Annotated in this window: 21 protein-coding genes; 6 read left to right on the plus strand and 15 right to left on the minus strand. The window is 73.4% G+C overall.

The genetic code is table 11. The annotated features are described in order from the left end of the window. Positions 1–276 precede the first annotated feature (276 nt). The 3 genes from ACZ3YO_RS29410 to ACZ3YO_RS29420 form a co-directional block, all read right to left on the minus strand. A complete protein-coding gene (locus ACZ3YO_RS29410; RefSeq protein ID WP_396323725.1) occupies positions 277–1,080 on the minus strand; it encodes a DUF3710 domain-containing protein in 804 nt (267 codons plus the stop codon). A gap of 69 nt (positions 1,081–1,149) precedes the next feature. Continuing rightward, positions 1,150–1,617 carry a dUTP diphosphatase gene (gene dut / locus ACZ3YO_RS29415; protein ID WP_396323726.1) on the minus strand — a complete coding sequence of 156 codons (468 nt, stop codon included), beginning with the start codon at positions 1,615–1,617 and terminating at the stop codon, positions 1,150–1,152. After that, positions 1,614–2,156, minus strand: coding sequence for a PaaI family thioesterase (locus ACZ3YO_RS29420; RefSeq protein ID WP_465575404.1), 543 nt, complete (start codon positions 2,154–2,156; stop codon positions 1,614–1,616). Before ACZ3YO_RS29420 ends, dut begins: the two co-directional genes overlap by 4 nt. Before the next feature lie 207 nt (positions 2,157–2,363). On the opposite strand from ACZ3YO_RS29420, the gene ACZ3YO_RS29425 reads away from it, so the two are divergent. After that, entirely contained in the window at positions 2,364–2,813 is a 450-nt protein-coding gene (locus tag ACZ3YO_RS29425; RefSeq protein ID WP_465551916.1) for a DUF3093 domain-containing protein, read from the plus strand. Between the two features lie 280 nt (positions 2,814–3,093). Here the strand turns inward: ACZ3YO_RS29425 and ACZ3YO_RS29430 are convergent, their stop codons facing one another. The 4 genes from ACZ3YO_RS29430 to ACZ3YO_RS29445 all read right to left on the minus strand — a co-directional run bounded on the left by ACZ3YO_RS29430 (position 3,094) and on the right by ACZ3YO_RS29445 (position 7,191). After that, the gene (locus ACZ3YO_RS29430; RefSeq protein ID WP_148642658.1) at positions 3,094–3,393 is read right to left on the minus strand and encodes a DUF4193 domain-containing protein; all 300 of its coding nucleotides are present in this window, start codon (positions 3,391–3,393) and stop codon (positions 3,094–3,096) included. 539 nt (positions 3,394–3,932) lie between these two features. Beyond that, entirely contained in the window at positions 3,933–4,916 is a 984-nt protein-coding gene (locus tag ACZ3YO_RS29435) for an acyl-ACP desaturase (protein WP_465575189.1), read from the minus strand. 255 nt (positions 4,917–5,171) lie between these two features. After that, positions 5,172–6,473: a sensor histidine kinase gene (locus ACZ3YO_RS29440; RefSeq protein WP_465575192.1), complete on the minus strand. Its 1,302-nt coding sequence runs from the start codon at positions 6,471–6,473 to the stop codon at positions 5,172–5,174. Positions 6,474–6,537: 64 nt separating this feature from the next. After that, the gene (locus ACZ3YO_RS29445) at positions 6,538–7,191 is read right to left on the minus strand and encodes a response regulator transcription factor (protein ID WP_148642660.1); all 654 of its coding nucleotides are present in this window, start codon (positions 7,189–7,191) and stop codon (positions 6,538–6,540) included. 453 nt (positions 7,192–7,644) lie between these two features. Between ACZ3YO_RS29445 and ACZ3YO_RS29450 the strand changes: the two genes are divergently transcribed. After that, positions 7,645–7,830: a hypothetical protein gene (locus ACZ3YO_RS29450; protein ID WP_030301315.1), complete on the plus strand. Its 186-nt coding sequence runs from the start codon at positions 7,645–7,647 to the stop codon at positions 7,828–7,830. A 210-nt stretch (positions 7,831–8,040) separates the two neighbouring features. Here ACZ3YO_RS29450 and ACZ3YO_RS29455 read toward each other — a convergent pair whose 3' ends face one another. Together ACZ3YO_RS29455 and ACZ3YO_RS29460 are read right to left on the minus strand one after the other, a co-directional pair. Further along, positions 8,041–8,844, minus strand: coding sequence for an inositol monophosphatase family protein (locus ACZ3YO_RS29455; RefSeq protein WP_465575196.1), 804 nt, complete (start codon positions 8,842–8,844; stop codon positions 8,041–8,043). Positions 8,845–8,863: 19 nt separating this feature from the next. Beyond that, positions 8,864–10,021 carry a ferrochelatase gene (locus ACZ3YO_RS29460; RefSeq protein WP_465575198.1) on the minus strand — a complete coding sequence of 386 codons (1,158 nt, stop codon included), beginning with the start codon at positions 10,019–10,021 and terminating at the stop codon, positions 8,864–8,866. A gap of 128 nt (positions 10,022–10,149) precedes the next feature. Here ACZ3YO_RS29460 and ACZ3YO_RS29465 point away from each other — a divergent pair, with 128 nt between their 5' ends. Continuing rightward, complete coding sequence (locus ACZ3YO_RS29465; protein WP_465575201.1) at positions 10,150–11,406, plus strand: MFS transporter; 1,257 nt, start codon at positions 10,150–10,152, stop codon at positions 11,404–11,406. A 103-nt stretch (positions 11,407–11,509) separates the two neighbouring features. Continuing rightward, a complete protein-coding gene (locus ACZ3YO_RS29470) occupies positions 11,510–12,832 on the plus strand; it encodes a D-arabinono-1,4-lactone oxidase (RefSeq protein ID WP_465575204.1) in 1,323 nt (440 codons plus the stop codon). Between the two features lie 103 nt (positions 12,833–12,935). Here ACZ3YO_RS29470 and ACZ3YO_RS29475 read toward each other — a convergent pair whose 3' ends face one another. After that, complete coding sequence (locus tag ACZ3YO_RS29475; RefSeq protein WP_465575207.1) at positions 12,936–13,850, minus strand: hypothetical protein; 915 nt, start codon at positions 13,848–13,850, stop codon at positions 12,936–12,938. A gap of 517 nt (positions 13,851–14,367) precedes the next feature. Between ACZ3YO_RS29475 and sepH the strand changes: the two genes are divergently transcribed. Further along, positions 14,368–15,444: a septation protein SepH gene (gene sepH, locus ACZ3YO_RS29480; protein ID WP_396323735.1), complete on the plus strand. Its 1,077-nt coding sequence runs from the start codon at positions 14,368–14,370 to the stop codon at positions 15,442–15,444. Between the two features lie 166 nt (positions 15,445–15,610). On the opposite strand, the gene ACZ3YO_RS29485 is transcribed toward sepH, so the two are convergent. After that, complete coding sequence (locus ACZ3YO_RS29485; RefSeq protein ID WP_465575209.1) at positions 15,611–16,471, minus strand: sulfurtransferase; 861 nt, start codon at positions 16,469–16,471, stop codon at positions 15,611–15,613. Positions 16,472–16,626: 155 nt separating this feature from the next. On the opposite strand from ACZ3YO_RS29485, the gene ACZ3YO_RS29490 reads away from it, so the two are divergent. Next, complete coding sequence (locus tag ACZ3YO_RS29490; RefSeq protein ID WP_465575212.1) at positions 16,627–17,379, plus strand: VOC family protein; 753 nt, start codon at positions 16,627–16,629, stop codon at positions 17,377–17,379. A gap of 10 nt (positions 17,380–17,389) precedes the next feature. On the opposite strand, the gene ACZ3YO_RS29495 is transcribed toward ACZ3YO_RS29490, so the two are convergent. From ACZ3YO_RS29495 to ACZ3YO_RS29510, 4 genes are all read right to left on the minus strand, one after another. After that, positions 17,390–18,046 carry a thymidine kinase gene (locus tag ACZ3YO_RS29495; protein WP_209415384.1) on the minus strand — a complete coding sequence of 219 codons (657 nt, stop codon included), beginning with the start codon at positions 18,044–18,046 and terminating at the stop codon, positions 17,390–17,392. 51 nt (positions 18,047–18,097) lie between these two features. Continuing rightward, positions 18,098–19,282, minus strand: a complete 1,185-nt coding sequence (locus ACZ3YO_RS29500; protein ID WP_465575216.1) for an alkaline phosphatase family protein — start codon at positions 19,280–19,282, stop codon at positions 18,098–18,100. A gap of 78 nt (positions 19,283–19,360) precedes the next feature. Further along, positions 19,361–19,960 (minus strand): DUF5998 family protein, encoded by a 600-nt coding sequence (locus ACZ3YO_RS29505; protein WP_396323740.1) that lies wholly within the window; start codon positions 19,958–19,960, stop codon positions 19,361–19,363. A gap of 94 nt (positions 19,961–20,054) precedes the next feature. After that, positions 20,055–22,973: a bifunctional acetate--CoA ligase family protein/GNAT family N-acetyltransferase gene (locus ACZ3YO_RS29510; RefSeq protein ID WP_465575407.1), complete on the minus strand. Its 2,919-nt coding sequence runs from the start codon at positions 22,971–22,973 to the stop codon at positions 20,055–20,057. Positions 22,974–23,045: the final 72 nt, after the last annotated feature.

The raw sequence follows: 23,045 nt of genomic DNA on the forward strand, positions 1-23,045 counted from the left end.
ATATCTGGCGTTGACTTTTGGCACGCTGTTGAGTTCTCAAGGAACGGACACTTCCTTCGGACCGCCTTCCAGCGGGCCCTCCGGGCGCTTCGTTCTTTCGTGTTTGAAGCTTATCAGACGTTTTCCGCTCCGTTTTCCGGAGTTTCATTCATCGGACTTGCTTTCCGCCGCGCCTCTCGGTGCGACTCCGGAACTGTACGGGGACCGCCCCGCCACATGCAAATCGCCCCCGCCCGGGCATCCGGACGGGGGCGATCAGGAGAACTTCCGGCCTGCTCAGCGGACCTCGGTGATCTCCGGGCCGCGGGCGAACGGGTCGAGCGCGGTGCCGCCGAAGCGGTTCTCGCTCTCGCCGGCGGTGGCGGCCGCCCCGCCACCGTCGGCGACCATCTGCGCGTCCTCGGGGAGCTTCAGCACGATCGGGTCGCGGGGGGCCATCGGGCTCTCGCCACGGACGACGACCGTCTGCTGGAAGACCTGCTCCAGGATTCCGGCCATCTCGGGCTGCACGGCGGCCTGGCCCGAGATCACGCCGCGGAGGAACCAGCGGGGCCCGTCGCAGCCGACGAAGCGCACCAGCTGGACGCCCTGCGTGCCGTCCGGCAGCTGCACGGGGACCTGGGCGCGGAGGTGCCAGCCGAGCGGGCCCTCCTCCTCGTCCACGATGCCGCCCTGCGAGGTGATGCCGTTGGCGATCTCCTCGCGGACCTCGCCCCAGATGCCCTCGGACTTGGGGGCCGCGAAGGCCTGCAGCTGAATGGCGCTGTTGCCGAGGACCAGCGTCGCGGCCACGATCGCGTCGCCGGCGACCTCGACGCGCAGTTCCATGCCCTCGACACCGGGGACTAGCAGGCCCCCGAGGTCCACGCGGCCCTCTTCCGGATTCTCCAGCTCGGAGTAGTCCCACGGACCGTCCGGCCGCGGGGCCGGCGGCAGCCCGACCCGGTCCGCCGGGTCCAGGTCGGTCTCGTTCTCGCTCTCGGCGGAACCTTCGACGTCATCGGCCGTCTCGTCGGCGCTGATGGCGTCGTCGGCGAGCTGCTCGACAGCGTCCTCGCTCTTCTGGCGACGACGGAACACGGTCACTGTCCTTCCCGGTCCAAGACCGATGCGAATACCTGCTCGGCTTCCTGCGAGGCCGCGGGCAGCCTAGACCGCGGCGTGGCCGCCGGTCGACCCGAACCCGCCCTCGGCCCGTGCCGACCCGGGAAGTTCGGCCACCTCGTGGAAGCGGGCCTTCTCGACCTGCTGGATGACCAGCTGGGCGATGCGGTCCCCTCGACGGAAGCTGACGGCCTCGCGCGGGTCCAGGTTGACGACGATCACCTTGATCTCTCCACGGTACCCGGCATCGACCGTCCCTGGGGCGTTCACCAGAGCAACTCCGCAACGAGCTGCGAGCCCGGAGCGGGGGTGGACGAAGGCCGCGTAGCCGTCGGGCAGCGCGATGGCGATCCCGGTGGGCAGGACGGCCCGCTCTCCGGGGGCCAGCTCGGCGTCGACGGTGGTCCTCAGGTCGGCACCGGCGTCACCGGGCTGCGCGTAGGCGGGCAGCGGCAGCTCCGCGTCGATTCGCCTGATCAGAACGTCGACGGGCGGACGGGGGGTCGTGCTCAAGGGTTCACCTCAAAGGCTCGGGCGCGCTTCATCAGATCCGGGTCGTCGAGGACCTTCTCGATGTCCTCCGGACGACCGTGCTTGGTGAAGTGTTCCAGCTTCACCTGGATGAAGAGCGCCTGCGCACGCACCGCGACCGGCCCGTCCGGGCCGCCGATCCGTGCCTCGGCGGCGCTGTAGATCTTGCGGCCGTGCACGCCGGTGATCCACGCCCGCACGTGCAGCACCGAGTCGACCGGCACCGGGCAGAGGAAGTCGGTCTCCAGCCGGCCGGTGACGGCGGGGGCGTGCAGCAGCCAGTTCAGCGTGCCGAGCGTCTCGTCCATCGCCGTGGTCAGCAGGCCGCCGTGGGCCAGGCCTGGTCCGCCCTGGTGGGCCGAGCGGACGGCGAACTCGGCGGTGACGTCGAGCCCCTCGCCCGCCACCGCGTCGATCCGCAGGCCGCCGGGGTGCTGCGGGCCACAGCCGAAACAGTGCTCGTAGTGCGAGCCGAGCCGGGTGCCCGGGGCCGGGGCCTCGGGGGCGCGCGTCGGCAGCACGGCCTCCGGCGGCGGCGTGGTCGGCGACGGCGACCCGGCGGGCGCCGGCGACGTGGTCGGTGCCGGCGGCGTACTCGGCGCCGACTGGGCGGACGGGGAGGCGGGGGCGATGGAACCGGTCACGGCGCCCAACCCTACCGACCGGTAGGCGTAGGGGGGCCGGGGGTGCCGTCCCGGGCCGCCCGTCACGGCACCCACAATGGGGGCATGTACGACGAACGCCTCACCGTGCCGCGCTCCTGGTGGTTGCTCCCGGTCGCGATCGGGCTCACGCTCGCGCTGATCCTGCTGCGTCTCAGCGCGGTCGGCGCGTTGGTCGGGCTGGTGGTCGGCATCGCCGCCGGCGCGGCCGCGATCAGCAGCTACGGCTCCGCCCGGATCCGCGTGGTGCAGGGCTCGCTGGTCGCGGGCCCGGCCCGGATCCCGGTCGACGCCCTCGGCTCCGCGCACGCGCTCAGCCCCGCCGAGGCGGTGGCCTGGCGCGGGAGGAAGGCGGATCCGCGCGCCTTCATGCTGCTGCGCAGCTACGTGCCGACCGCCCTGCGCGTCGAGGTCAGCGACCCGGCCGACCCGACGCCGTACCTGTACCTGTCGACCCGCTCGCCGATGAAGCTGGCCGAGGCGCTCGACGAGGCACGCCGGGGCGCCCGCGCCTGACGGGGAGGGACGGACGCGCCCGGGCGTCCCCGGGAAACGGAGAGGGACGGTTCCGCGATGCGGGACCGTCCCTGTTGTCTCCGTGCTGCACGGGGTGCCGCCCGAGGTGCGGCACCGCGCGCAGCACAAGGTACTGCGCTGGTACTACCTGACTCCGTACTGCCGGTGCGGCCGCCTCGGCGGCCGCCGGAACTGCCGTCCGGCCCCGCTGCCCGGGGCCGGAAGGGGCGGTGTGCCGGTCTCGCTGGCTGCGAGCGCCGGACCATGGCCGCCCTCGTTCTCAGGCGCCGCAGTCCCGGCAGATCGGGTTGCCGTTCTTCTCGCTGTACAGCTGGCTGCGGTGGTGCACCAGGAAGCAGCTCATGCAGGTGAACTCGTCGGCCTGGCGCGGCAGCACCCGGACGGAGAGCTCCTCGTTCGAGAGGTCGGCGCCAGGAAGCTCCAGGCCCTCGGCCGCCTCGAACTCGTCGACGTCGACCGAGCTACCGGTCTTCTCGTTCCGCCGAGCCTTCAGTTCCTCGATGCTGTCCTCGTTGAGGTCGTCATCGGTCTTGCGTGGGGTGTCGTAGTCCGTTGCCATTTTTTCGCTCTCCCCCTCCGGGTTTGTGCGGTGTGTGCGGTATCTCCAGCGCACGTAACGCATGGGGGGTCGGTCTTGTGCCCGACCCGAGGCGGAGATTTTGCCTTACTTCAAGCCCTGTTACTCAATCGACACTCAGCCAGGGGTCCGTTGGGGTGATCCGCTCGGGGACGGGGGGCCTCACGCTGGGCCATCACCGGCCCGCGATCGGGGCCGCCCGGCGGACACGGACAGTGATCGGCGACCGCGGGGGCGTCCGCCCATTCCCTTGCCCACCAGGGGCGCCCGCCAATCCACCGGGGCGAAACGGGCCGCCGATTCCCTCACGGACGGCGACCGGGACGCCGTTCACCATGATCACGCTCCGGGGTCGGGCCGCCCCGCGGAGCGACACGGTGTGAGCTTGCTCACGTTCTGAATCTTCCGGGGCAAACCACGGAAAATCCACCCAAGCGGAGCGGCCGGATCCACGACCCGCCGTGCTTGCGGTTCGTGTCCGGCCACTACCGGGCACCCGGCGACGGCCGGGCCGCCGTCGGCTACTGGGCGGCCTTCCGCGCGGCCCGGCGGGCCAGCAGCGCGGCCTGCCGCTCGTCGAACCTGGTCGCCTGCGCGTCCAGCCCGCCGAGGAAGACGCCGAGCTCGTCCTGGGCCTGCTGGCCGTCCGGGCCGAGGCCGTCGATCTCCATCACCCGGAGGTGGCGCAACACCGGCTGCAGCACGTCGTCGTGGTGGATCCGCAGGTTGTAGACGCCGCCGATGGCGATCTGGGCGGCGGCCCGCTCGAAGCCGGGGATGCCGTGGCCGGGCATCCGGAAGTCGGTGACCACGTCGGCGATGGCCCGCATGGCCTGGTCGGGGGCGATCTCCAGGGCGGCCTTCAGCAGGTTCCGGTAGAAGACCATGTGCAGGTTCTCGTCGTTGGCGATCTTCGCCAGCAGCTGGTCGCAGAGCGGGTCGCCGGCGTGGTGGCCGGTGTTGCGGTGCGAGATGCGGGTGGCGAGCTCCTGGAAGGCCACGTACGCGACCGAGTGCAGCATGCTGTGCGCGTTGTCGGACTCGAAGCCCTCCGACATGTGGCTCATCCGGGCCCGCTCCAGCTCATTCGGGTCGACGGCCCGGGTCGCGAGCAGGAAGTCGCGGATGGCTATGCCGTGCCGGCCCTCCTCGGCCGTCCAGCGGTGCACCCAGGTGCCCCAGGCGCCCTCCCGGCCGAACATGCTGGCGATCTCGTGGTGGTAGCTGGGGAGGTTGTCCTCGGTCAACAGGTTGACCACCAGCGACACCCGGCCGAGCGGGGTCACCTGGGACTGCTCCACCGACCAGGCCTCGCCGCCGAGCACGCCGTCGAAGTCGCGGCCCTGGCTCCACGGGATGAACTCGTGGGGCATCCAGTCCTTGGCGACCTTCAGGTGGCGGTTGAGCTCCTTCTCGACGACCTCTTCGAGGGCCATGATCAGCCGCGCGTCGGTCCAGGCGCTCGATCCGAGGGAGGCGGTGCGCTGCACGGGGGCGATGGTCACGGTCTTGCTCCTGGGGGAACGGTCACGCGCGGGACGGGCGCGATGGGCGGGCACGTCGGGGACGACGGTCGGGCTGCACTTACGGTTGCGTAGGTTACGTAACCGTAAGTTGCTCGGGCCGGAAATGACAAGCCGCCCCCGCCAGGCCTTATGTCGTCTTGACAGGCCTGACGGGGGCGGCTTGAGATGGTCGGCGCACGGAGCGCGGGGACGCCCGAACGGCGTAGCGGGCCGAGGACGGCCCTGGGAGGCCGGTCAGGCCCCCGGGATGCGGACCCGCATGGTGAGGCCGCCACCGGCCCGCGGGGTGGCCTCGATGGTGCCTCCGTGCGCCCGGACCACCGAGCGCACGATGGAGAGGCCGAGTCCGACCCCCTTGTCGCTGCGGGTTCGGTCGGCGCCCTTGACCCGGCGGAAGGGCTCGAAGATGTGCTCCAGCTCGTAGCCGGGGACGACCGGGCCGGTGTTCGAGACCACGAGCTCGCCGCCACCGCCCGGCACCTCGGCGGTGGTGATCTCGACCCAGCCGCCGGCGGTGTTGTAGCGCACCGCGTTCTGCAGCAGGTTGAGCGCGAGCCGCTCCAGCAGGACGCCGTTGCCGCCGACCACGGCCGGGGTGAGCGTGGAGCGCACCTCGACCTCGCGCCGGTCGGCCTCGGCCCGGGTCTGCTCCAGGGCCCGGCCGGCCACCTCGGAGAGCTCCACCGTGCGGCGGTCGGTCAGCTCGTTCTCGCTCCGGGCGAGCAGCAGCAGGCCCTCCACCAGCTGTTCGCTGCGCTCGTTGGTGGCCAGCAGGGTCTTGCCGAGCTGCTGGAGGTCGGGCGAGGCCGCCGGGTCGGAGAGCTGGACCTCCAGCAGGGTGCGGTTGATCGCCAGCGGGGTGCGCAGCTCGTGCGAGGCGTTGGCGACGAAGCGGCGTTGGGAGTCGAAGGAGCGGTCGAGCCGGTCGAGCATGTCGTCGAAGGTGTCGGCGAGCTCCTTGAGCTCGTCGTCCGGACCGTCCAGCTCGATCCGCCGGTGCAGGTCGGAGGAGGCCACCTCGCGGGCGGTGCGGGTGATCCGCCCGAGCGGGCGCAGCACCCGGCCGGCCATGGCGTAGCCGGCGACGAAGGCGATCACCGCGAGGCAGACCAGCACCGTGAGGGACTTGCGCAGCAGGGTGTTGAGGGCCGCGTTGGAGGCGACGTCGTGCCGGGCGGCGAGGTACTGGTTGAACTGCTCGCTGGTCATCGGCACGCGGTTGACGGTGACGTCACTGCCGAAGACGAACGGCGGCGGCGCCACGTCGTGCAGGGCCTGCCGGACGAAGAAGTACATCAGCAGCAGCAGGACCACGCCGGCCATCAGGAACATCCCGCCGTACAGCAGGGTGAGTCTCATCCGGATGGTCGGGCGGAACGGCAGCCAGGCGAGCATGCCGTCGCCGGGGACGTAGGCGTCGTTCGACGCCTGGTGCAGCCGGGGCGCGCGGGGCGGTTGCACGGGCCTGGGCGGCACGGCGCGCGGGCCGCCGGCGGGCGCGCCGGAGGGCCCGCCGGCCGGGGGCGGGGTGGTCATGGTGTTCCTCTCGGAGCGTCCGCCGGAAGCGGGCGCGGAAGGCCGGCCGCGGGGGCCGGAGGGATCAGATCCGGTAGCCGGAGCCCGGGACGGTGACAATCACGGGCGGGTCGCCGAGCTTGCGGCGCAGCGTCATGACGGTGACCCGTACGACGTTGGTGAACGGGTCGGTGTGCTCGTCCCAGGCCTTCTCCAGCAGCTGTTCGGCGGAGACGACGGCGCCGCCGGCCCGCATCAGCACCTCCAGGACGGCGAACTCCTTGGGGGCGAGCTGGACGGGGCGCCCGTCCCGGATCACCTCGCGGCGGCCCGGGTCGAGCGAGATGCCCGCGCGCTCCAGCACGGGCGGCAGCGGAACGGTCGCGCGGCGGCCCAGCGCCCTTACCCGGGCGACGAGTTCGCTGAAGGCGAACGGCTTCGGAAGGTAGTCGTCGGCGCCGATCTCCAGGCCCTCGACCCGGTCGCTGATGTCACCGGAGGCGGTCAGCATGATCACCCGGGTGGCCAGCCCCTGGTCGACCACACTGCGGCACACGTCGTCGCCGTGGACCAGCGGCAGGTCGCGGTCGAGGACCACGACGTCGTAGTCGTTGACCGCGATGCGCTGGAGCGCGGCCTCCCCGTCGTACACCACGTCGACGGCCATCGCCTCGCGGCGCAGGCCGGTGGCGACGGCCTCGGCGAGCAGCTGCTCGTCCTCGACGACGAGAACCCGCACGGTCGTTGTCCCTTCTCCAGGCCGGCCCCGGAAGCGGACGCACGGCTCCGACGGTGCCTCCATCCTGCCTGGTCCTGCGGTAAAGCAGCGATAAGCTGCCCCGGGGGCACGGCCGTCCCGACGGCGCGATCATGGGGGAGAGCGCGGTTCGTACCGGGAACACTCCGGTTGGACTGTGACACAGGCAACTTTCTCGCCCCGGGAGGTTTCTCCCGTCCGGGGGTGGGGAGGACAGGTGCACACCCGCGATCTGGCTGTTGGCCGATCGCACCCACCCGCCGTGCGTTCATCCGCGCCGGCCCTGGGGCTGGGGCGTCACCGGGAGCGGCCGAGGGCCGTCTCCGCGCCCGACCGGAGATCTCGACCCGCCGGATCGGACGCTTCCGCTGACCACCACGACCCCGGGGCGGGGGACGCACGAACGTGCACGTCCGACACAGTAAGGGGGCCCGTATGGACGCCTTCACCGCCGGAATCCTGCAGCGCATAGCCAACGCCGAGCAGGACCTGCACCGCGCGATCGAGGCCGGGGACGAATTCCTGGCCGAGGTGGAGCAGTCCGAGCTGGACGATCTCCGCCGGCTCGCCGCCGAACACGGCGTGGACACGGTGCTGGAGCGCCACCGCACCGCCGCCTGATCCACCCGTCCCGACCGACCCGACGCCGGACTTCCGGCACCAGCGGCCCTCCGGAGGCCGTGAGCAACCTGCGAAACCCAAGCCCTGGCATCCCCTGTATGCCAGGGCTCTTCCTTGCCCGGCCGCCGACGACCGGCCCCGACACCCGCCCGACCGGCCCGGACACCCGCCCGTCCGGCCCCCGGCCCGTCGGCAGGGGGCCGCCAGGACCTAGTCCGCCCAGGCGCGCAGCCGCGCCAGCCGGTCCTGGAGCGGCTGGTACACGCCGGGCGCGGCGGCGACGGTGAGCTCGCCGTCCGGGCCGTGGCCCGGGCGGCCGCCGACCATGGCGCCGGCCTCGGCGGCGATCAGGCAGCCCGCGGCCCGGTCCCAGGGGGCGAGCCCGCGCTCGTAGTAGCCGTCCAGCCGCCCGGCGGCGACATCGCAGAGGTCCACGGCTGCGGCTCCGCCCCGGCGGATGTCACGGACCTCCGGCATGAGTGCGAGCAGCACCTCGGCCTGCCGGATCCGTACCTGCTGCACGTAGTTGAATCCGGTGCCGATCAGCGCCTGCCCCCACGGCGGGGCCGGGCGGGCGGAGACCGGCCGGCCGTCCAGGTGGGCACCGCGGCCGAGCACGGCGTGGAACAGCTCGCCGCGGGCCGGGGCGTACACCACGCCGACGACCGCCTCGCCGTCCAGCTCCGCTGCCACGCTGACGGCCCAGGACGGAAGCCCGTACAGGTAGTTGACGGTGCCGTCGAGCGGGTCGACGACCCAGCGGACCCCGCTGGTGCCGGGCCGGTCGGCCCCCTCCTCGCCGAGGTAGCCGTCGGCCGGGCGGCGGGCGCCGATCAGCTCCAGGACCAGCTTCTCGGAGGCGAGGTCCATCTCGGTGACGACGTCGACCGGGCTGCTCTTGGTGCCCGCCACGCCCAGGTCGGCGGGCCGGCCGTCGCGCAGCAGCGCGCCCGCCTGCCGGGCGGCGTCCAGGGCGACGTCGAGCAGTTCGTCGAGCAGTTCGGGGCTGGGCACGGGCTCTCCTCGGAGGGGGTCAGCGCTCGGCGGCGGCCGGGCGCGGGGTGCGCGGGTTGGGGCAGCAGGCCACCGCACAGACGTCGTGGCTGGGGCCGAGCGCGCCGAGGGCGCAGCGGGTCACGGCCTCGCCGCGCTCGGCGGCGGCCCGTTCCAGGACGAGTTCGCGGACGGCGGCGGTGAACCGGGGGTCGGCTCCGACGGTTGCGGCGCGGGCGACCGGCAGGCCGAGTTCGGCGGCCTTGGCCACCGCCTCGGTGTCCAGGTCGTACTTGACCTCCATGTGATCGGAGACGAAGCCGATCGGGACCATCACCACGGCCGGCGCGCCGTCGGCGTGCTGGGCCTCCAGGTGGTCACAGATGTCGGGTTCCAGCCACGGGATGTGCGGGGCGCCGCTGCGGCTCTGGAAGACCAGCTCCCAGGGCCGGTCCGCGACGCCGGTGCGCTCGGCGACGGCGGCGACGACCAGCCGGGCCACGTCCAGGTGCTGGGCGACGTACGCGCCACCGGGCCGGCCGCGGGCCGGGTCGTCCGGGGCACCGGAGGTCTCGGCCATGGTGTCCGGGACGGAGTGGGTGGTGAACGCGAGCCGGGCGCCAGCCCGGACCTCCTCGGGCAGCCGGTCCAGCGCGGCCACGGTGGCGTCGGTCATCGGCCCGACGAAGCCGGGGTGGTTGTAGAAGTGGCGCAGCTTGTCGACCCGCAGGGCGGGCTGCCCCTCCTCGGCCAGCTGCGCGAGCGCGTCGGCGAGGTTCTCCCGGTACTGGCGGCAGCCCGAGTACCCGGCGTAGGCGCTGGTGGCGAGGACGGCGACGCGGCGGTGCCCGTCGGCGGCGATCTCGCGCAGGGTGTCGACCAGGTAGGGCGCCCAGTTCCGGTTGCCCCAGTAGACCGGGAGGCCGAGACCGTGGTCGGCGAAGTCCTTGCGCAGCGCGGCCAGCAGCTCGCGGTTCTGCTCGTTGATCGGGCTCACGCCGCCGAACATGAAGTAGTGCTTGCCCACCTCCTTGAGCCGCTCCTTGGGGATGCCCCGGCCTCGGGTGACGTTCTCCAGGAAGGGGACGACGTCCTCGGGGGCCTCGGGCCCGCCGAAGGAGAGCAGCAACAGGGCGTCGTACGGCTGGGCCGCGATCGGAGCGGCGCCGGAGGGTGAGGGATTGCGCACGTCGGACATGCGACCGATCCTGCCATTGAGGGGCCGGACCACGTCGGCTGGGCCGCACCGGGCGACCGGAAAATACTGTTTGCCAACGTACGTAAGCTGTCTGGGCCAGCCCCGTTCCTTACCCCTGCGGAGCCACCGTGCTGTCCAGCTACCGCCAGATATTCGCCGCCCCCGGCAGTCTGGCCTTCTCCTCCACCGGCTTCATATCCCGGCTGCCGATCTCCATGACCGGCATCGGCATCGTGACCATGCTCTCCCAGCTGAGAGGGTCGTTCGGGGTCGCGGGCCTGGTGTCGGCGACCCTGGCGGTCTCCGCCGCGGTGCTGGGGCCGCAGGTCTCCCGGCTGGTGGACCGGCACGGGCAGCGCCGCATCGTGCTGCCGGCCATGGCGATCACCGTCGTCGCCGCCGTGGGGCTGCTGCTCTGCGCCCGGTTCGAGGCCCCCGACTGGACGCTCTTCGTCTTCGCCGCCGGCATGGGCGTCATGCCGAGCACCGGCGCGATGGTCCGCGCCCGCTGGGCCCACCTCTACCGGGACGAGGCGCCCAAGCTGCACACCGCGTACTCCTTCGAGGCCGTGGTCGACGAGGTCTGCTTCATCGTCGGCCCGATCCTCTCCATCGGCCTGGCCACCTCCGTCTTCCCCGAGGCCGGGGTGCTGCTCGCCGGGCTCTTCCTCGCCGTCGGCGTGCTGCTGTTCGCCGGGCAGCGCTCCACCGAGCCCCCTGTCCACCCGGCCGCCCGGCACACCGGCAGCTCGGTGATCCTCAACCGCGGGCTGCAGGTGCTGATCCTCACCTTCGTCGCCACCGGGGCGATCTTCGGCTCGGTGGAGGTCGTCACCGTCGCCTATTCCAAGGCCCAGGGGCACGAGGCCGTCTCCAGCGTGATCCTGGCACTCTGGGCGCTCGGCTCCTGCCTGGCCGGGGTGGTGTTCGGCACCCTGAAGCTCACCGGGTCGATGGCCGGCCGCTTCTTCGGCGGCGTCCTCTTCATGGCGCTCAGCATGGCGCCGCTGCTGCTGGTCGCGGAGTCGGTGCACGGGGTCGGCGGGCTGGTCGCGGTCGGCGTCGCGCTGCTGGTCGCCGGCATCGCCATCTCCCCCACCCTGATCACCGCGATGGCCCTGGTCGAACGGCTCGTCCCGGCCGCCCAGCTCACCGAGGGCATGACCTGGACGACCACCGGGCTCGCGCTCGGCGTCGCGCTCGGCTCCTCCACCGCCGGCTGGGTGGTCGACGCGGCCGGGGCCGCCGCCGGCTACTGGGTGCCGCTGACCGCCGGGGCGTTCGGCGTGGTCGCCGCCCTCGCCGGACTCGGCCGCCTGAGGGCCGGACTGTCGTCCGCCGAGGCCGCCCAGCCCGCCGGACAGACCGTAGACCTCGAACGGTGAACTGACTACTCTCCTCCCTACTCGCGGGCCTACCCGCGGGTAGGGCGGCGGCGCCGCCCCGGAGCGAGCCGACACCGTTCGGCCACGGAGCAGGAGGCACCGCATGCCCCAGGCCAGTACCGCACCCCGCACCCGCTGGACCAACTGGGCCGGCAACCAGAGCGCCCACCCGGCCAAGGTGGTCACGCCCGGCACGGCGGAGGAGCTGGCCAAGGAGATCCTGCGCGCCGCCGACCAGGGCCGCACCGTCAAGGCGGTCGGCTCCGGCCACTCCTTCACCTCGATCGCCTCCGCCGGGGACGGCGTCCTGGTCCGCCCGTACGCGATGACCGCCGTCCGCGAGATCGACCGCGAGGCCGGCACCGTCACCGTCGAGGCCGGCCTGCCGCTGGCCCGGCTCAACCGGCTGCTCGCCGCCGCCGGACTCTCGCTCACCAACATGGGCGACATCGAGGTCCAGACCGTGGCCGGCGCCACCGGCACCGGCACCCACGGCACCGGCCGGGACTCCGGCTCGCTCGCCGCCCAGATCCGCGCCCTGGAGATCGTCCTCGCCGACGGCAGCGTCCGGCACTGCTCCCCCACCGAGAACCCCCGGCTCTTCGAGGGCGCCCGGCTCGGCCTCGGCGCCCTCGGCGTGATCACCGCGCTCACCTTCGCCGTCGAACCGGCCTTCCTGCTCACCGCGCACGAGCAGCCGATGCGCTTCGACGAGGTCCTGGAGCGGCTCGACGACCTCACCGCCGTCAACGAGCACTTCGAGTTCTACTGGTTCCCGCACACCGACCGCTGCTCGACCAAGCGCAACAACCGCAGCCAGGGGCCGGCCGCCCCGCTGTCCCGGTTCAAGGAGTGGCTGGAGGACGACTTCCTCTCCAACACCGTCTGGGAGGGAGCCTGCCGGGTCGGCCGGCGCTTCCCCGGCACCGTGCCCGCCATCGCCTCGCTGGCCAGCCGCGCCTGGTCGGACCGCAGCTACACCGACACCGCGTACAAGGTGTTCACCAGCCCCCGCAAGGTCCGCTTCGTGGAGATGGAGTACGCGGTGCCGCGCGAGGAGGTCGCCGAGGTGCTGCGCGAGCTCCGGGCCATGATCGAACGCTCCGACTGGAGGATCAGCTTCCCCGTCGAGGTGCGGTTCGCCCCCGCCGACGAGCTCTGGCTCTCCACCGCCGGCGGCCGGGACAGCGCCTACATCGCCGTCCACCTGTACCGGGGCACCGCCGAACAGGGCTACTTCACCGAGGTGGAGAAGCTGATGACCGCCCACCGCGGCCGCCCGCACTGGGGCAAGCTGCACACCCGCGACGCCGACTACCTCGCCGGGGTCTACCCGCACTTCGCCGACTTCACGGCGCTGCGGGACGAGCTCGACCCGGAGCGCCGCTTCGGCAACGACTACCTGCGGCGGGTGCTCGGGGCCTAGGCGTCCGGCCTGTCCCGCCCGCCGATCCGGCAGGCCCGGCCGGAGAGGACCGAGGTCCTGTCCGGCCGGTCTCGCGCGCCCGGCAAGACCGGCCGGGAAGGGCCTAGTTCACCGGCTGTCCGGTGGGGGCGGCGGCCTGCGGGGAGACCGCGGCGGGCGCACCGCTCGGGGCGGGCGGCTGCGGGGCCGCCTCGCCGGACGGCCCGGCGCCGCCGCTCGGGCTCGCCGCACCGGACTCGCCCGCGGACGGCTCGGTGGAGGACCCGGTGGACCGACCGGCGGACGGCGTGGAGCTGGGGCCCGACGACGGGGAGGCCTCGCCGCTGCTCCCGGCGCTCGGGCTCGCGCCCGGGGAGGCCGGCGCCGAGGCGCCGCCGTCCTTCCCGGCCGACGGGCTTGCGTCACCCTGCGACGGGACGCCCGATGGCCCGCCCGTGGGGTCACCGGCCGGACGGCCGGACGGGGCCGACGGGGCCGGCGGCTTCGGACTCACCGTGCCACCCAGCGAGGTGCCACTGCCCGACTCGCCCTTCACCGTGGCCGACACCGGCTGCCCGGTGGCCAGTTCGAAGGCGACGATCGGCGTCATCGCCAGGAGGAAGACCAGCCCGGACACCGCCGCGTACGTCTTCCACGTCCACCGCCGACGCGCCCGGACCACCTGCGGCGCGTTCCACTCCGGGGAGATCGCCGGCACCGCCGCCGACGTGCCGGAGGCCGGCACCTGGCGGAGCCCGTTCACCTCCGGCCCGGGACCGGTCCGATCCACCGCGTCGCGCAGGTGTTCGCCGGTGCGCCGGAAGACGTGCTGGAACACCGCGCCTCCGGTGGTCGCCCCGAGGCTCACCACCGCCGCGCCCAGAATCGTGCCGTAGACACCGAGTTCGGAGGCGAGCAACGCCCCCACCACGGCGGCGAGTGCACTGGCCGCGACCTGAGCCACACTCAGATCAATTCGCCTGCGACCTTCCGCGCCGCCCTCCCCGGCGGCCTTCTCGGCGGACTTCTGCTCCGGCATCAACATCCCTCGGTCCGTACGACTGTTCTTCGAACAAGTCACTCCATCTTGCCCAAAGAAGGACACAAGGGGCGAAAATGCGGTTCTGCGCGGGAGATATATGTGAAGATGATCACCGTCCACCGGCTGATCGTCGGCGATCGGGGGTGCGCTCTCTTGAGATTCCCGTGAATCGCGGGAGACTTGAGCGGCGAGCCGCCCCTTTGGATGCCACGAATGGAGTACTGTTCGTAAAGCCTGAGCCCTGGGTCGACTTGTCGACTGGCCATCAACCGCCAGATTGACGAAGAGCCACGGCGCAGGCACGCACGGCGACGCCCGTCCCGGATCGTCGCGATCACTGCGCGTGCGAGGACGGTCGGGACACCCAGGCGCGACGTCAACAGGTGACGTGGCAAAAAGGCAACCGTGCCACAGCGGCGCGTCCGGGCCTAAGCCCGACACGCCGGGGAACTCAGCAAGGTTGTGGCCAGTCGCGAGCGGGCAGGCCACACTCAGTACGGGAGCAGCGACGCAGGTGACGTCGGCAGGCACCACCCGGGAGGTAACCGTGCCCGAACTGCGGGTTGTGGCCGTCAGCAACGACGGCACACGGCTGGTGCTCAAGGCTGCCGACAGCACGGAGTACACCCTCCCCATCGACGAGCGGCTGCGAGCCGCCATCCGTGGTGACCGTCCGCGCCTCGGCCAGATCGAGATCGAGGTGGAGAGCCACCTCCGCCCCCGCGACATCCAGGCGCGGATACGAGCCGGTGCCTCCGCCGAGGAGGTCGCACAGGCCGCCGGCATCTCCGTCGACCGCGTCCGCCGCTTCGAGGGGCCAGTGCTCGCCGAGCGCGCCTTCATGGCCGAGCGGGCCCGCAAGACCGCCATCCGCCGGCACGGCGAGTCCACCGGACCGCAGCTGGGCGAGGCCGTCGCCGAGCGGCTCGCGCTGCGGGGCGCCGAGAAGGACACCGAGCGCTGGGACTCCTGGCGGCGCGACGACGGCACCTGGGAGGTCATCCTCTCCTACCGGGCCGAGGGCGAGGGCCGCAGCGCGTCCTGGACGTACGACCCGCCGCGGCGCCTGGTCCAGCCCAACGACGACGAGGCCCGCGCGCTGATCGGCGAGAACGTCGAGCGCGAGGAGGAGTCGGTCTTCCCGTTCATCCCGCGGATCGCCCGGCTCCCCCACGACCGGCCGTTGCGCCCGATGATCGACCGGCCCTCGGCGGACCGCATCATGTCGGCCCGCGAGGTGCGCGAGGGCCGCGAGGCCACCGCCGAGTCGCGCGACTCGCTGACCAGCCTGCTCGACGTCGTCCCCGCCTTCCGCGGTGACCTCGCCGTCGGTGCACCGCCGCCGATCGAGCCGGTGCCCGCGGAGGTCGCCGAGGAGAGCGAGGAGCCGGCAGCCGCCGCCCCGGCGGTCGGCGCGGGCTCGGCGTACGCGGACATCCTGATGCCGCGGGCCGTCGCCCCGCACCGCGAGCGCCTGGTCGGGACGACCGACCGGCAGGCGGAGGCGGACGGCGTCCGGCCCGGACGCCGGGCCACCGTGCCGAGCTGGGACGAGATCGTCTTCGGCAGCCGGCGCAAGAAGCAGGAGTAGCCGTCACCGTCGGCGAAGGGGTGGAGGGCCGACCGGCCTTCCACCCCTTCGCCGCGTCACCGCACCCTCGTACTGCCGGCGTCGTACGACCGCGGCTCCGTACGACCGGCGTCGTACCGCCGACTCCGTGCCACCGGCGTCGCACCGCCGGCGGGACGCGGCCGGCTCAGCCCGGCTGGTCGGTGACCGCCACCGGGCGGCTCCCGTCGCTCGACCACTCGCTCCACGAGCCCGGGTACAGCGTGGCCGGCAGGCCCGCCACCGCCAGCGCCAGGATCTGGTGCGCCGCCGTCACACCCGAACCGCAGTACACCGCGGTCTCGCGCTCCCCCGCACCCAGCGCGCGGAACCGCTCGGCGAGTTCGGCGGCCGGCCGGAACCGCCCGTCCGGGCCGACGTTCTCGGTGGTCGGCGCGGAGACCGCCCCCGGGATGTGCCCGGCGCGCGGGTCGATCGGCTCGGTCTCCCCCCGGTAGCGCTCCCCGGCCCGGGCGTCCAGCAACAGCCCCGTCCGGGCCCAGGCCGCCGCGCCGTCCCCGTCCACCGTCGGCAACTGGCCCGGCGCCGGCTTGAAGTCACCCTCCTCCGGCGCCGGCACCTCGGCGGTCACCGGCAGCCCGGCCGCCTGCCAGGCGGCGAACCCACCGTCCAGCACCCGCACGTCCGGGTGGCCGGCCCAGCGCAGCAGCCACCAGGCCCGGGCCGCGGCCAGCGAGGTGGCGCCGTCGTACACCACGACCGGGCGGCCGGTGGAGACCCCGAAACGGCGCAGCGCGGCGCCCAACTCCTCGACGTCGGGCAGCGGGTGGCGGCCGCCGCGCCCGGGCGGACCGGCCGGGGCCGCGAGGTCGGTGTCCAGCTCGACGAAATGGGCGCCCGGGAGATGGCCGGCCGTGTAGTCCTCGATCCCGGGCGGACCGCCGAGCTGCCAGCGCACGTCGAGCAGGACCGGCGGGAGATCCGAGGCGAGCGCCTCCCGCAGGCCGGCCACCGAGAGCAGCGGGGAGTCATCGTGAGAAGTCGTCATGCCGGTCATTCTTGCGCAGGGCCACCAACTCGACGCTCTTTGTGCGGTCTTTGCCGGACTTTCCGCGCGGCCCGGGGGTTCGGCGCGCGCCAGGGTGGAACCATCACCCTCACGTGCGCAGCTCCGTGCGCCGTCCGCCCCGTGAGGAGGCCCGCATGCCTGCGGTGAAGCTCCGGCTGGCCCAGGGCACGCCGTGCTGGGTCAGCCTGATGACCGACGACCTGGCCGGTGCCCGCGCCTTCTACGGCGAGCTGCTCGGCTGGACGTACACGCCGGGCCCCACCCAGCTCGGCGCCTACGTGCGGGCCGAGTCGGGCGGCGCCCCGGTCGCCGGTCTCGGCGTCTCCGCGGCGACGGGCTTCCCCGTCCAGTGGACGACCTACTTCGCGGTGGACAGCGCCGACCGGACGGCCCAGCTGGTGCGCGAGTGCGGCGGCACGGTGGCGGTCGGTCCGCTGCAGGCCGAGCGGGCCGGCCGGCTGGCGATCGCGGCCGACGTGTCCGGTGCGGTCTTCGGGCTCTGGCAGGGTGAGGAGCACACCGGCCGGGAGGCGGGCCCCGAGCCCGGCGGTCCCGCCTGGACCGAGCTGCTCACCCCGGACGAGGAGGGTGCGGCGGTCTTCTACGGCGCGGTGCTGGGGCGCCCGGTGGCGCCGGGCGCCGACGGGTCGGCGCTGCTGGTGGACGGCCGGCCGGTGGCGGGCATCCGGTCCGGCGCCGAGCTGCGCGGGCATGCGCCGCGCTGGCGGGTTCATTTCGCCGTCCGGGACGCGGTGTTGACGGCCCGTCGGGCGGTGGAGCTGGGCGGCCGGGTGCTGGTGGAGCCGCACGTGACGGGGCTCGGCCGGCTGGCGCGGCTGGCCGACCCGCAGGGCGGGCACTTCTCCGTACTGGAAACGGGCCTCTGACCGAGGGCTCTCAGGCCTGCTGTTCCTCGAAGGGCAGCACGTCCGGGGAGAGCACCGAGGCGCGGGCGGTCGCGGCGGTGAGCCGGCGGCGGTGGTGGCGGCGGCAGAGCACCTCGTAGCCGACCTCGTCCTCGCGCACCGTGATGTCGCCGATCACGACCTGGGCGCCCTCGACCACCATCACGCCGCCCACCGTCCGGGCGTTGTGGGTGGCGCGCGCGCCACACCAGCAGAGCGCCTCGACCTGGAGCACCTCCACCCGGTCGGCCAGTTCGATCAGCCGCTGGGAGCCGGGGAAGAGCCTCGTCCGGAAGTCGGTGGTGATGCCGAAGGTGAAGACGTCGATACCGAGCTCGTCGACCACCCGGGCCAGCTGGTCGACCTGTTCGGCGGCGAAGAACTGGGCCTCGTCACAGATCAGGTAGTCCACCCGGCCGCCGGCCGAGAGCCGGTGCACGACGTGGGCGTGGAAGTCGAAGTCGTCGGTGACCTCGACCGCCTCGGCCTGCAGGCCGAGCCGGCTGGAGATGGTGGCCGCGCCGGCGCGGTCGTTGCGGGTGAGGATGATCCCCTGCCGGCCGCGGGCGGCGTGGTTGTGGTCCATCTGGAGCGCGAGCGTCGACTTCCCGCAGTCCATCGTGCCCGAGAAGAACACCAGTTCAGCCATGGGTGGAGCAGAGGCCTTTCAGAGAGGGGGAGTTCACGCGGAGCGGGGGGTTCACGCGCGGACTTCGAGCAGGGGCACGAACTGCTCGACCGGGGTCATCGAGCCGTGCAGGCCGATCATCGCGGACTCGCCGGGCTCGTTGCGGGAGGCGACCACGGCGATGTCGTCACGGGCCGCGGCGACCACGTCGCCGATCCGCTGGTAGACCCGGTCGTCCACCGAGGGGCCGAACCAGCCGGCGGCGATCGCCTCGTCCCGGGTCGCCACCCACATGCGGTCGCCGAGCACCTCGCTCCAGACCGTGTACACGTCGGCGGCGGCCCCCGGCACGGCGTACACGTGCCGGGCCCGGCCCTCGCCGCCGAGCAGCGCGACACCGGCGCCGAGCTCCCAGTCCTCGTCGAAGTCGACCCGGTCCTCGGGAGCGATGTCGATCATGCCGTGGTCGGCGGTGACGTACATCGCCGACCGCGGCGGCAGCTGCTGGGCCAGCCGCCGGGCCAGCCGGTCCACCGCGTCCAGCGTCATCCGCCACTCGTCGGAGTCCACCCCGAACCGGTGCCCGGCACCGTCCAGCTCGCTGACGTAGGTGTAGACGAGGGCGCGGTCGTGCTCGGCCAGCCAGGCGGCGGCCTGGTCCATCCGCTCCTCGCCGGTGGTCCGGCCGAGGAAGGAGCCGCCGGAGAGCGCCACCCGGGTCAGCGGGGTCTGGGCGAACAACGGCGAGGACACCTGGGCCGTCGCCACCCCGGCGGCGTCGGTCTGCTCGAACACCGTCGGGTACGGCTGCCAGAGCGCCGGATCGGTGTGCGGCTGCCAGCGCAGCTGGTTCATCAGGTAGCCGGCGCCCGGAACCGCCACCGTGTAGCCGGCCAGGCCGTGCAGGCCCGGCGGGGTCCCGGTGCCCACCGAGGCCAGCGAGGTCGCGGTGGTCGACGGGAAACCGGCGGTCAGCGGGCGGCCGGTGCCGCCCAGCGAACTGCCGGCCAGCGAGGAGAGGAACGGCGCGTACTCGGGGTGGCGCAGCAGCAGCTCCCAGCCGAGGCCGTCGACCAGGAACACCACCACCCGGTCGGCGGGCGCGATCGGCAGCGTCGCGGTGAACCCGGGCACACCGAGGCCGGCCGCCACCGAGGGCAGGAGGTCGCAGAGCGAGCCGCTGCCGTAGAGGGGCGCCGGGGCGGTGGCGGGGTCGAGGATCTCGAAGGCGTCGTAGCCGTCGGGGGCGAAGGACATGGGTGAGGGGCTGGCTTCCTGGCTTCGGTGGCGTCGTCGTGCGTCAGGTCCCGGCGCACGTCGTCGTGCGTCGCCGGCTCAGACCCGTGGGCTGTTGCTGATCGTCGCGTCGGACAGCGCCCGGGCGAACACCAGCGCCTGGGCCACCGTCTCGGGACCGTCGCCGGCCTCGCTGACCCGCAGTGACAGGTCGTCAGCGGTGGCCGAACCGGTGTAACCGTGGTCCGCCTCGCAGTTCGGGTCCGAACAGCCGGCCGGCTCCAGGTCCAGGCGCTGCACCGCGCCCCAGCCGATGGTCAGCACGACCTCGCGCGGCAGCGTGCCCGGGGTGTACGTCTCCGGGTTGGCGACCATCCGGCTCACCACGACCGAACCGATCCGGTCCAGCCGGACACTCTCGGTCGAGGTCGTCGCGTACGGCACGGCCGGGCCTGCGCCGTCGCCGGACTGCTCGTCGGTGTGGCTCACCACGAACCGGGTCGGGGTCAGCACCAGCACGGTCACGTGCCGGCGGACCTCGTTGGCGTCGAAGGTGGTCTCCTGGTGAACCAGGTAGGAGCTGATCGGCTCGGGACCCACCGCGGACTCGACCGCCTCGGACACCAGGGCCGGGTAGTAGCCGCTGCGCTCGATCGCCGAGCGCAGGTCCTGAGTGGTGGTGGTACCGGTCTTCGCCATAACTCCATCCTGGCATGGTCCGCCGACGAAGCGGGCGGCACGGCGCCGAGCTTCCGGGCAACAGCGCCCCCGGACAGGGCGCAACCAAGGAAGGTTACAGCGTGCTCATGGCGCGCGGGCCCAGATCGCTGCGGACGGGCAGGGGTGCGATCCGCACTCGCGCCCCCAGGATCGCCAGCCCGTGCGGGGCGACGACCACGGGTTCGAGATCCACCGAGGCGACCTCCGGGAGGTCGTCCACCAGGCGGGAGACCCGCAGCAGCACCTCCTCCAGCGCGTCGGTGTCCACCGCCTCGGCACCGCGCCAGCCGAACAGCAGGGGCGCCGCCCGGACCTCCCGGATCAGCCCGGCCACGTCCTGGTCGGTGGCCGGGACCAGCCGGTGGGCAACGTCACCGAGCAGCTCGGCAGGAGCGCCGGCCAGGCCGAAGGAAAGGATCGCGCCGACCGCCGGGTCCACGGTGGCGCCGATCACGGTGTCCACACCGCGCGGGGCCAGCCGCTGGACCACCAGCTCGGCCTGGGCGGCCCCGCCGAGCAGCGCGTCCAGCTCACGGTGGGCCCGGCGCAGCCCCGGCTCGCCGGTGAGGTCCAGCCGGACGCTGCCGAGGTCGGGGCGGTGGCGCAGGTGCGGGGCGGTGGCCTTCAGCGCGACGGGGTAACCGAGCGTCGCGGCCGCACGGACGGCGCCCTCCTCGTCGGGCGCGGGCAGCGTCGGCGAGACGTCGATGCCGTAGCGGGCGAGCAGCGCCATGGTGTCCGCGTCCGGCAGCGTGATCCGTGCGCCCCCCGGCTGGGTCCGGGCGGAGAAGGTGCGGCGCGTAGCGCCACGAACAAGGGTGGTGGTGGGCGAGGGGCGGGCGGTCCGGGTGCTCAGCACCGCCTCGACCAGGGCCCGGGCGCCCGACTCGTCGATCCGGTCCAGCTCCGGGACGCGGGCCGTCTCCTCCGCCTCGGCCATCCGGTGCCGCCACTGCGCGTAGTGGACGGCGTGCGCGAGGGCGCGGACGGCCCGCTCGGGCGCCGGGTAGGCGGGGATGCCGCCCGGCCGCAGCCGGTTCGGCAGATCGGTCAGCGCCAGATGGGCGAGCACCAGCGGCTTGCCCAACTCCCTCGCCCGCTCACCCGCTTCGAGCAGCGCGGCGGCGATCTCCGGGTCGTCGGAGCCCATCTCCGGATCGTCCGGGCCGGTCAGCCGGCCACCCATGAACGCATGCGCCGACGTGCCGATCGGCGGGATGGCAACGGCGATCACCGCGTCCACCCCCGGGTCGCCCAGCGCCACGTCCAGCGCGATCCGGAAGTTCTCTCCCGTCGCGGCGGTCGTCAGGTCGACGGGCGTCCGCGGCCGCAGCCCGGCGCTCAGGCAGGCGTCATGGGTGAGCAGGCCGAGCGAGTCCGAATTGCCGACCACCGCGACCCGGTCCCCGGACGGCAGCGGCTGCAGGGCGAGCAGTTCCCCCGTGTCGTACAACTCGGTGATCGTCTCCACCCGGGTGACGCCGGCCTGCTCGAACAGCGCGTCCACGGTGGCGTCGCGCAGCCCGGTCGCGGTGGCCGGGACGGCATGGCCCGGCGGCAGGCTGCCGGTGTGGCGGGCGCCCTTGACCACCACGATCGGCTTGGCGGCGGCCAGCCGGCGGGCGATCCGGGTGAACTTGCGGGGGTTGCCGAAGGACTCCAGGTAGAGCAGCACCACCTCGGTGGCGGGATCCTCCGCCCAGTACTGGAGGAAGTCGTTGCCGGAGACGTCCGAGCGGTTGCCGACCGAGGCGAAGGAGGAGACGCCGAGCCCCCGGCGGTGGGCGGCCTCCAGCAGGGCCACGCCGATCGCACCCGACTGGCAGAAGATGCCGAAGCCGCCGCGCCGTGGCAGGACCGGCGCGAGCGAGGCGTTCAACGGGCGGTCGGCGTCGGTGTTGATCAGACCGAAGGCGTTCGGGCCGATCACCCGCATACCGGCCGCCCGCGCCTGGCGGACCAGGGCACGCTGGCGGTCCCGGCCCTCCGGCCCGGTCTCCGCGTAGCCGGCGGTGACCACCACCAGACCCTGCACCCCGTGCGCGCCGCACTCGGCGACCGCGGCGGGGACGGCGGCGGACGGCACCGCGATCACCGCGAGATCCACCGGGCCCGGGATCTCCAGGATCGAGCGGTGCACCGGGACACCGTCCAGCTCGGTACCGGGCGGCGCGTTGCGGTTCACGGCGTAGACGCGGCGGTCGTCGTCCGCCTCCTCGGCCCCGGAGCCCTCGGCGTCGGAGCCCTTGGCCGCGGAGCCCTCGGCCCCGAGGTGACCGGCCCCGAGGGCATCGGCCCCGAGGTGACCGGCCCCGACGTCCTTGGCCTCGAATCCGCCGAGCAGATCGCGCAGGAGCGCCCGGCCGACGGTCTGCGGGTTGCGCGACACCCCGAGCACCGCCACCGAGCGCGGAGTGAGCAGCCGCTGCACGGACCTCGCCTCCGCGCGGTGCTCGCGCGCCCTCATCACCGCGAGCGAGGCCGCGGTCGGCTCCAGGTCGAACTCCAGGTGGACCACACCGTCGGCGAAGCTGCGGTGCTGGGTGTAGCCGGCATCGGTGAAGACCTTCACCATCTTGCGGTTCTCCGGCAGCACCTCCGCCTGGAAACGGCGGATACCGCGCTCCTGCGCCACCGCCGCGATGTGTTCCAGCAACGCGGAGGCGACCCCGCGGCCCTGGTGCGCGTCCTGCACCAGGAACGCCACCTCCGCATCGGTACCGGTGTCCGACGGACGGCCGTCGGGGTCGATCCGGTCGTAGCGGACGGTCGCGATGAAGCGGTCCCGGATCACCACGGCCAGGCCGACCCGGTTGACGAAGTCGTGGTGGGTGAAACGACGGACGTCCTTGTCGGACAGCCGCGGATAGGGCGCGAAGAAGCGGAAGTACTTGGACTGGTCCGACACCTGTTCGTAGAACTCCACCAGCCGCCCGGCGTCCGCGGGCGTGATCGGCCGGATCCGGGCCGTGCCGCCGTCCCGCAGCAGGATGTCGGCCTCCCAGTGCTGCGGGTAGTCCGGCCCGGCATGCTCGGGGTGGTGCGCCGACGCCGGCTTCGGGCC

Source organism: Kitasatospora sp. NPDC022785, assembly GCF_055561295.1.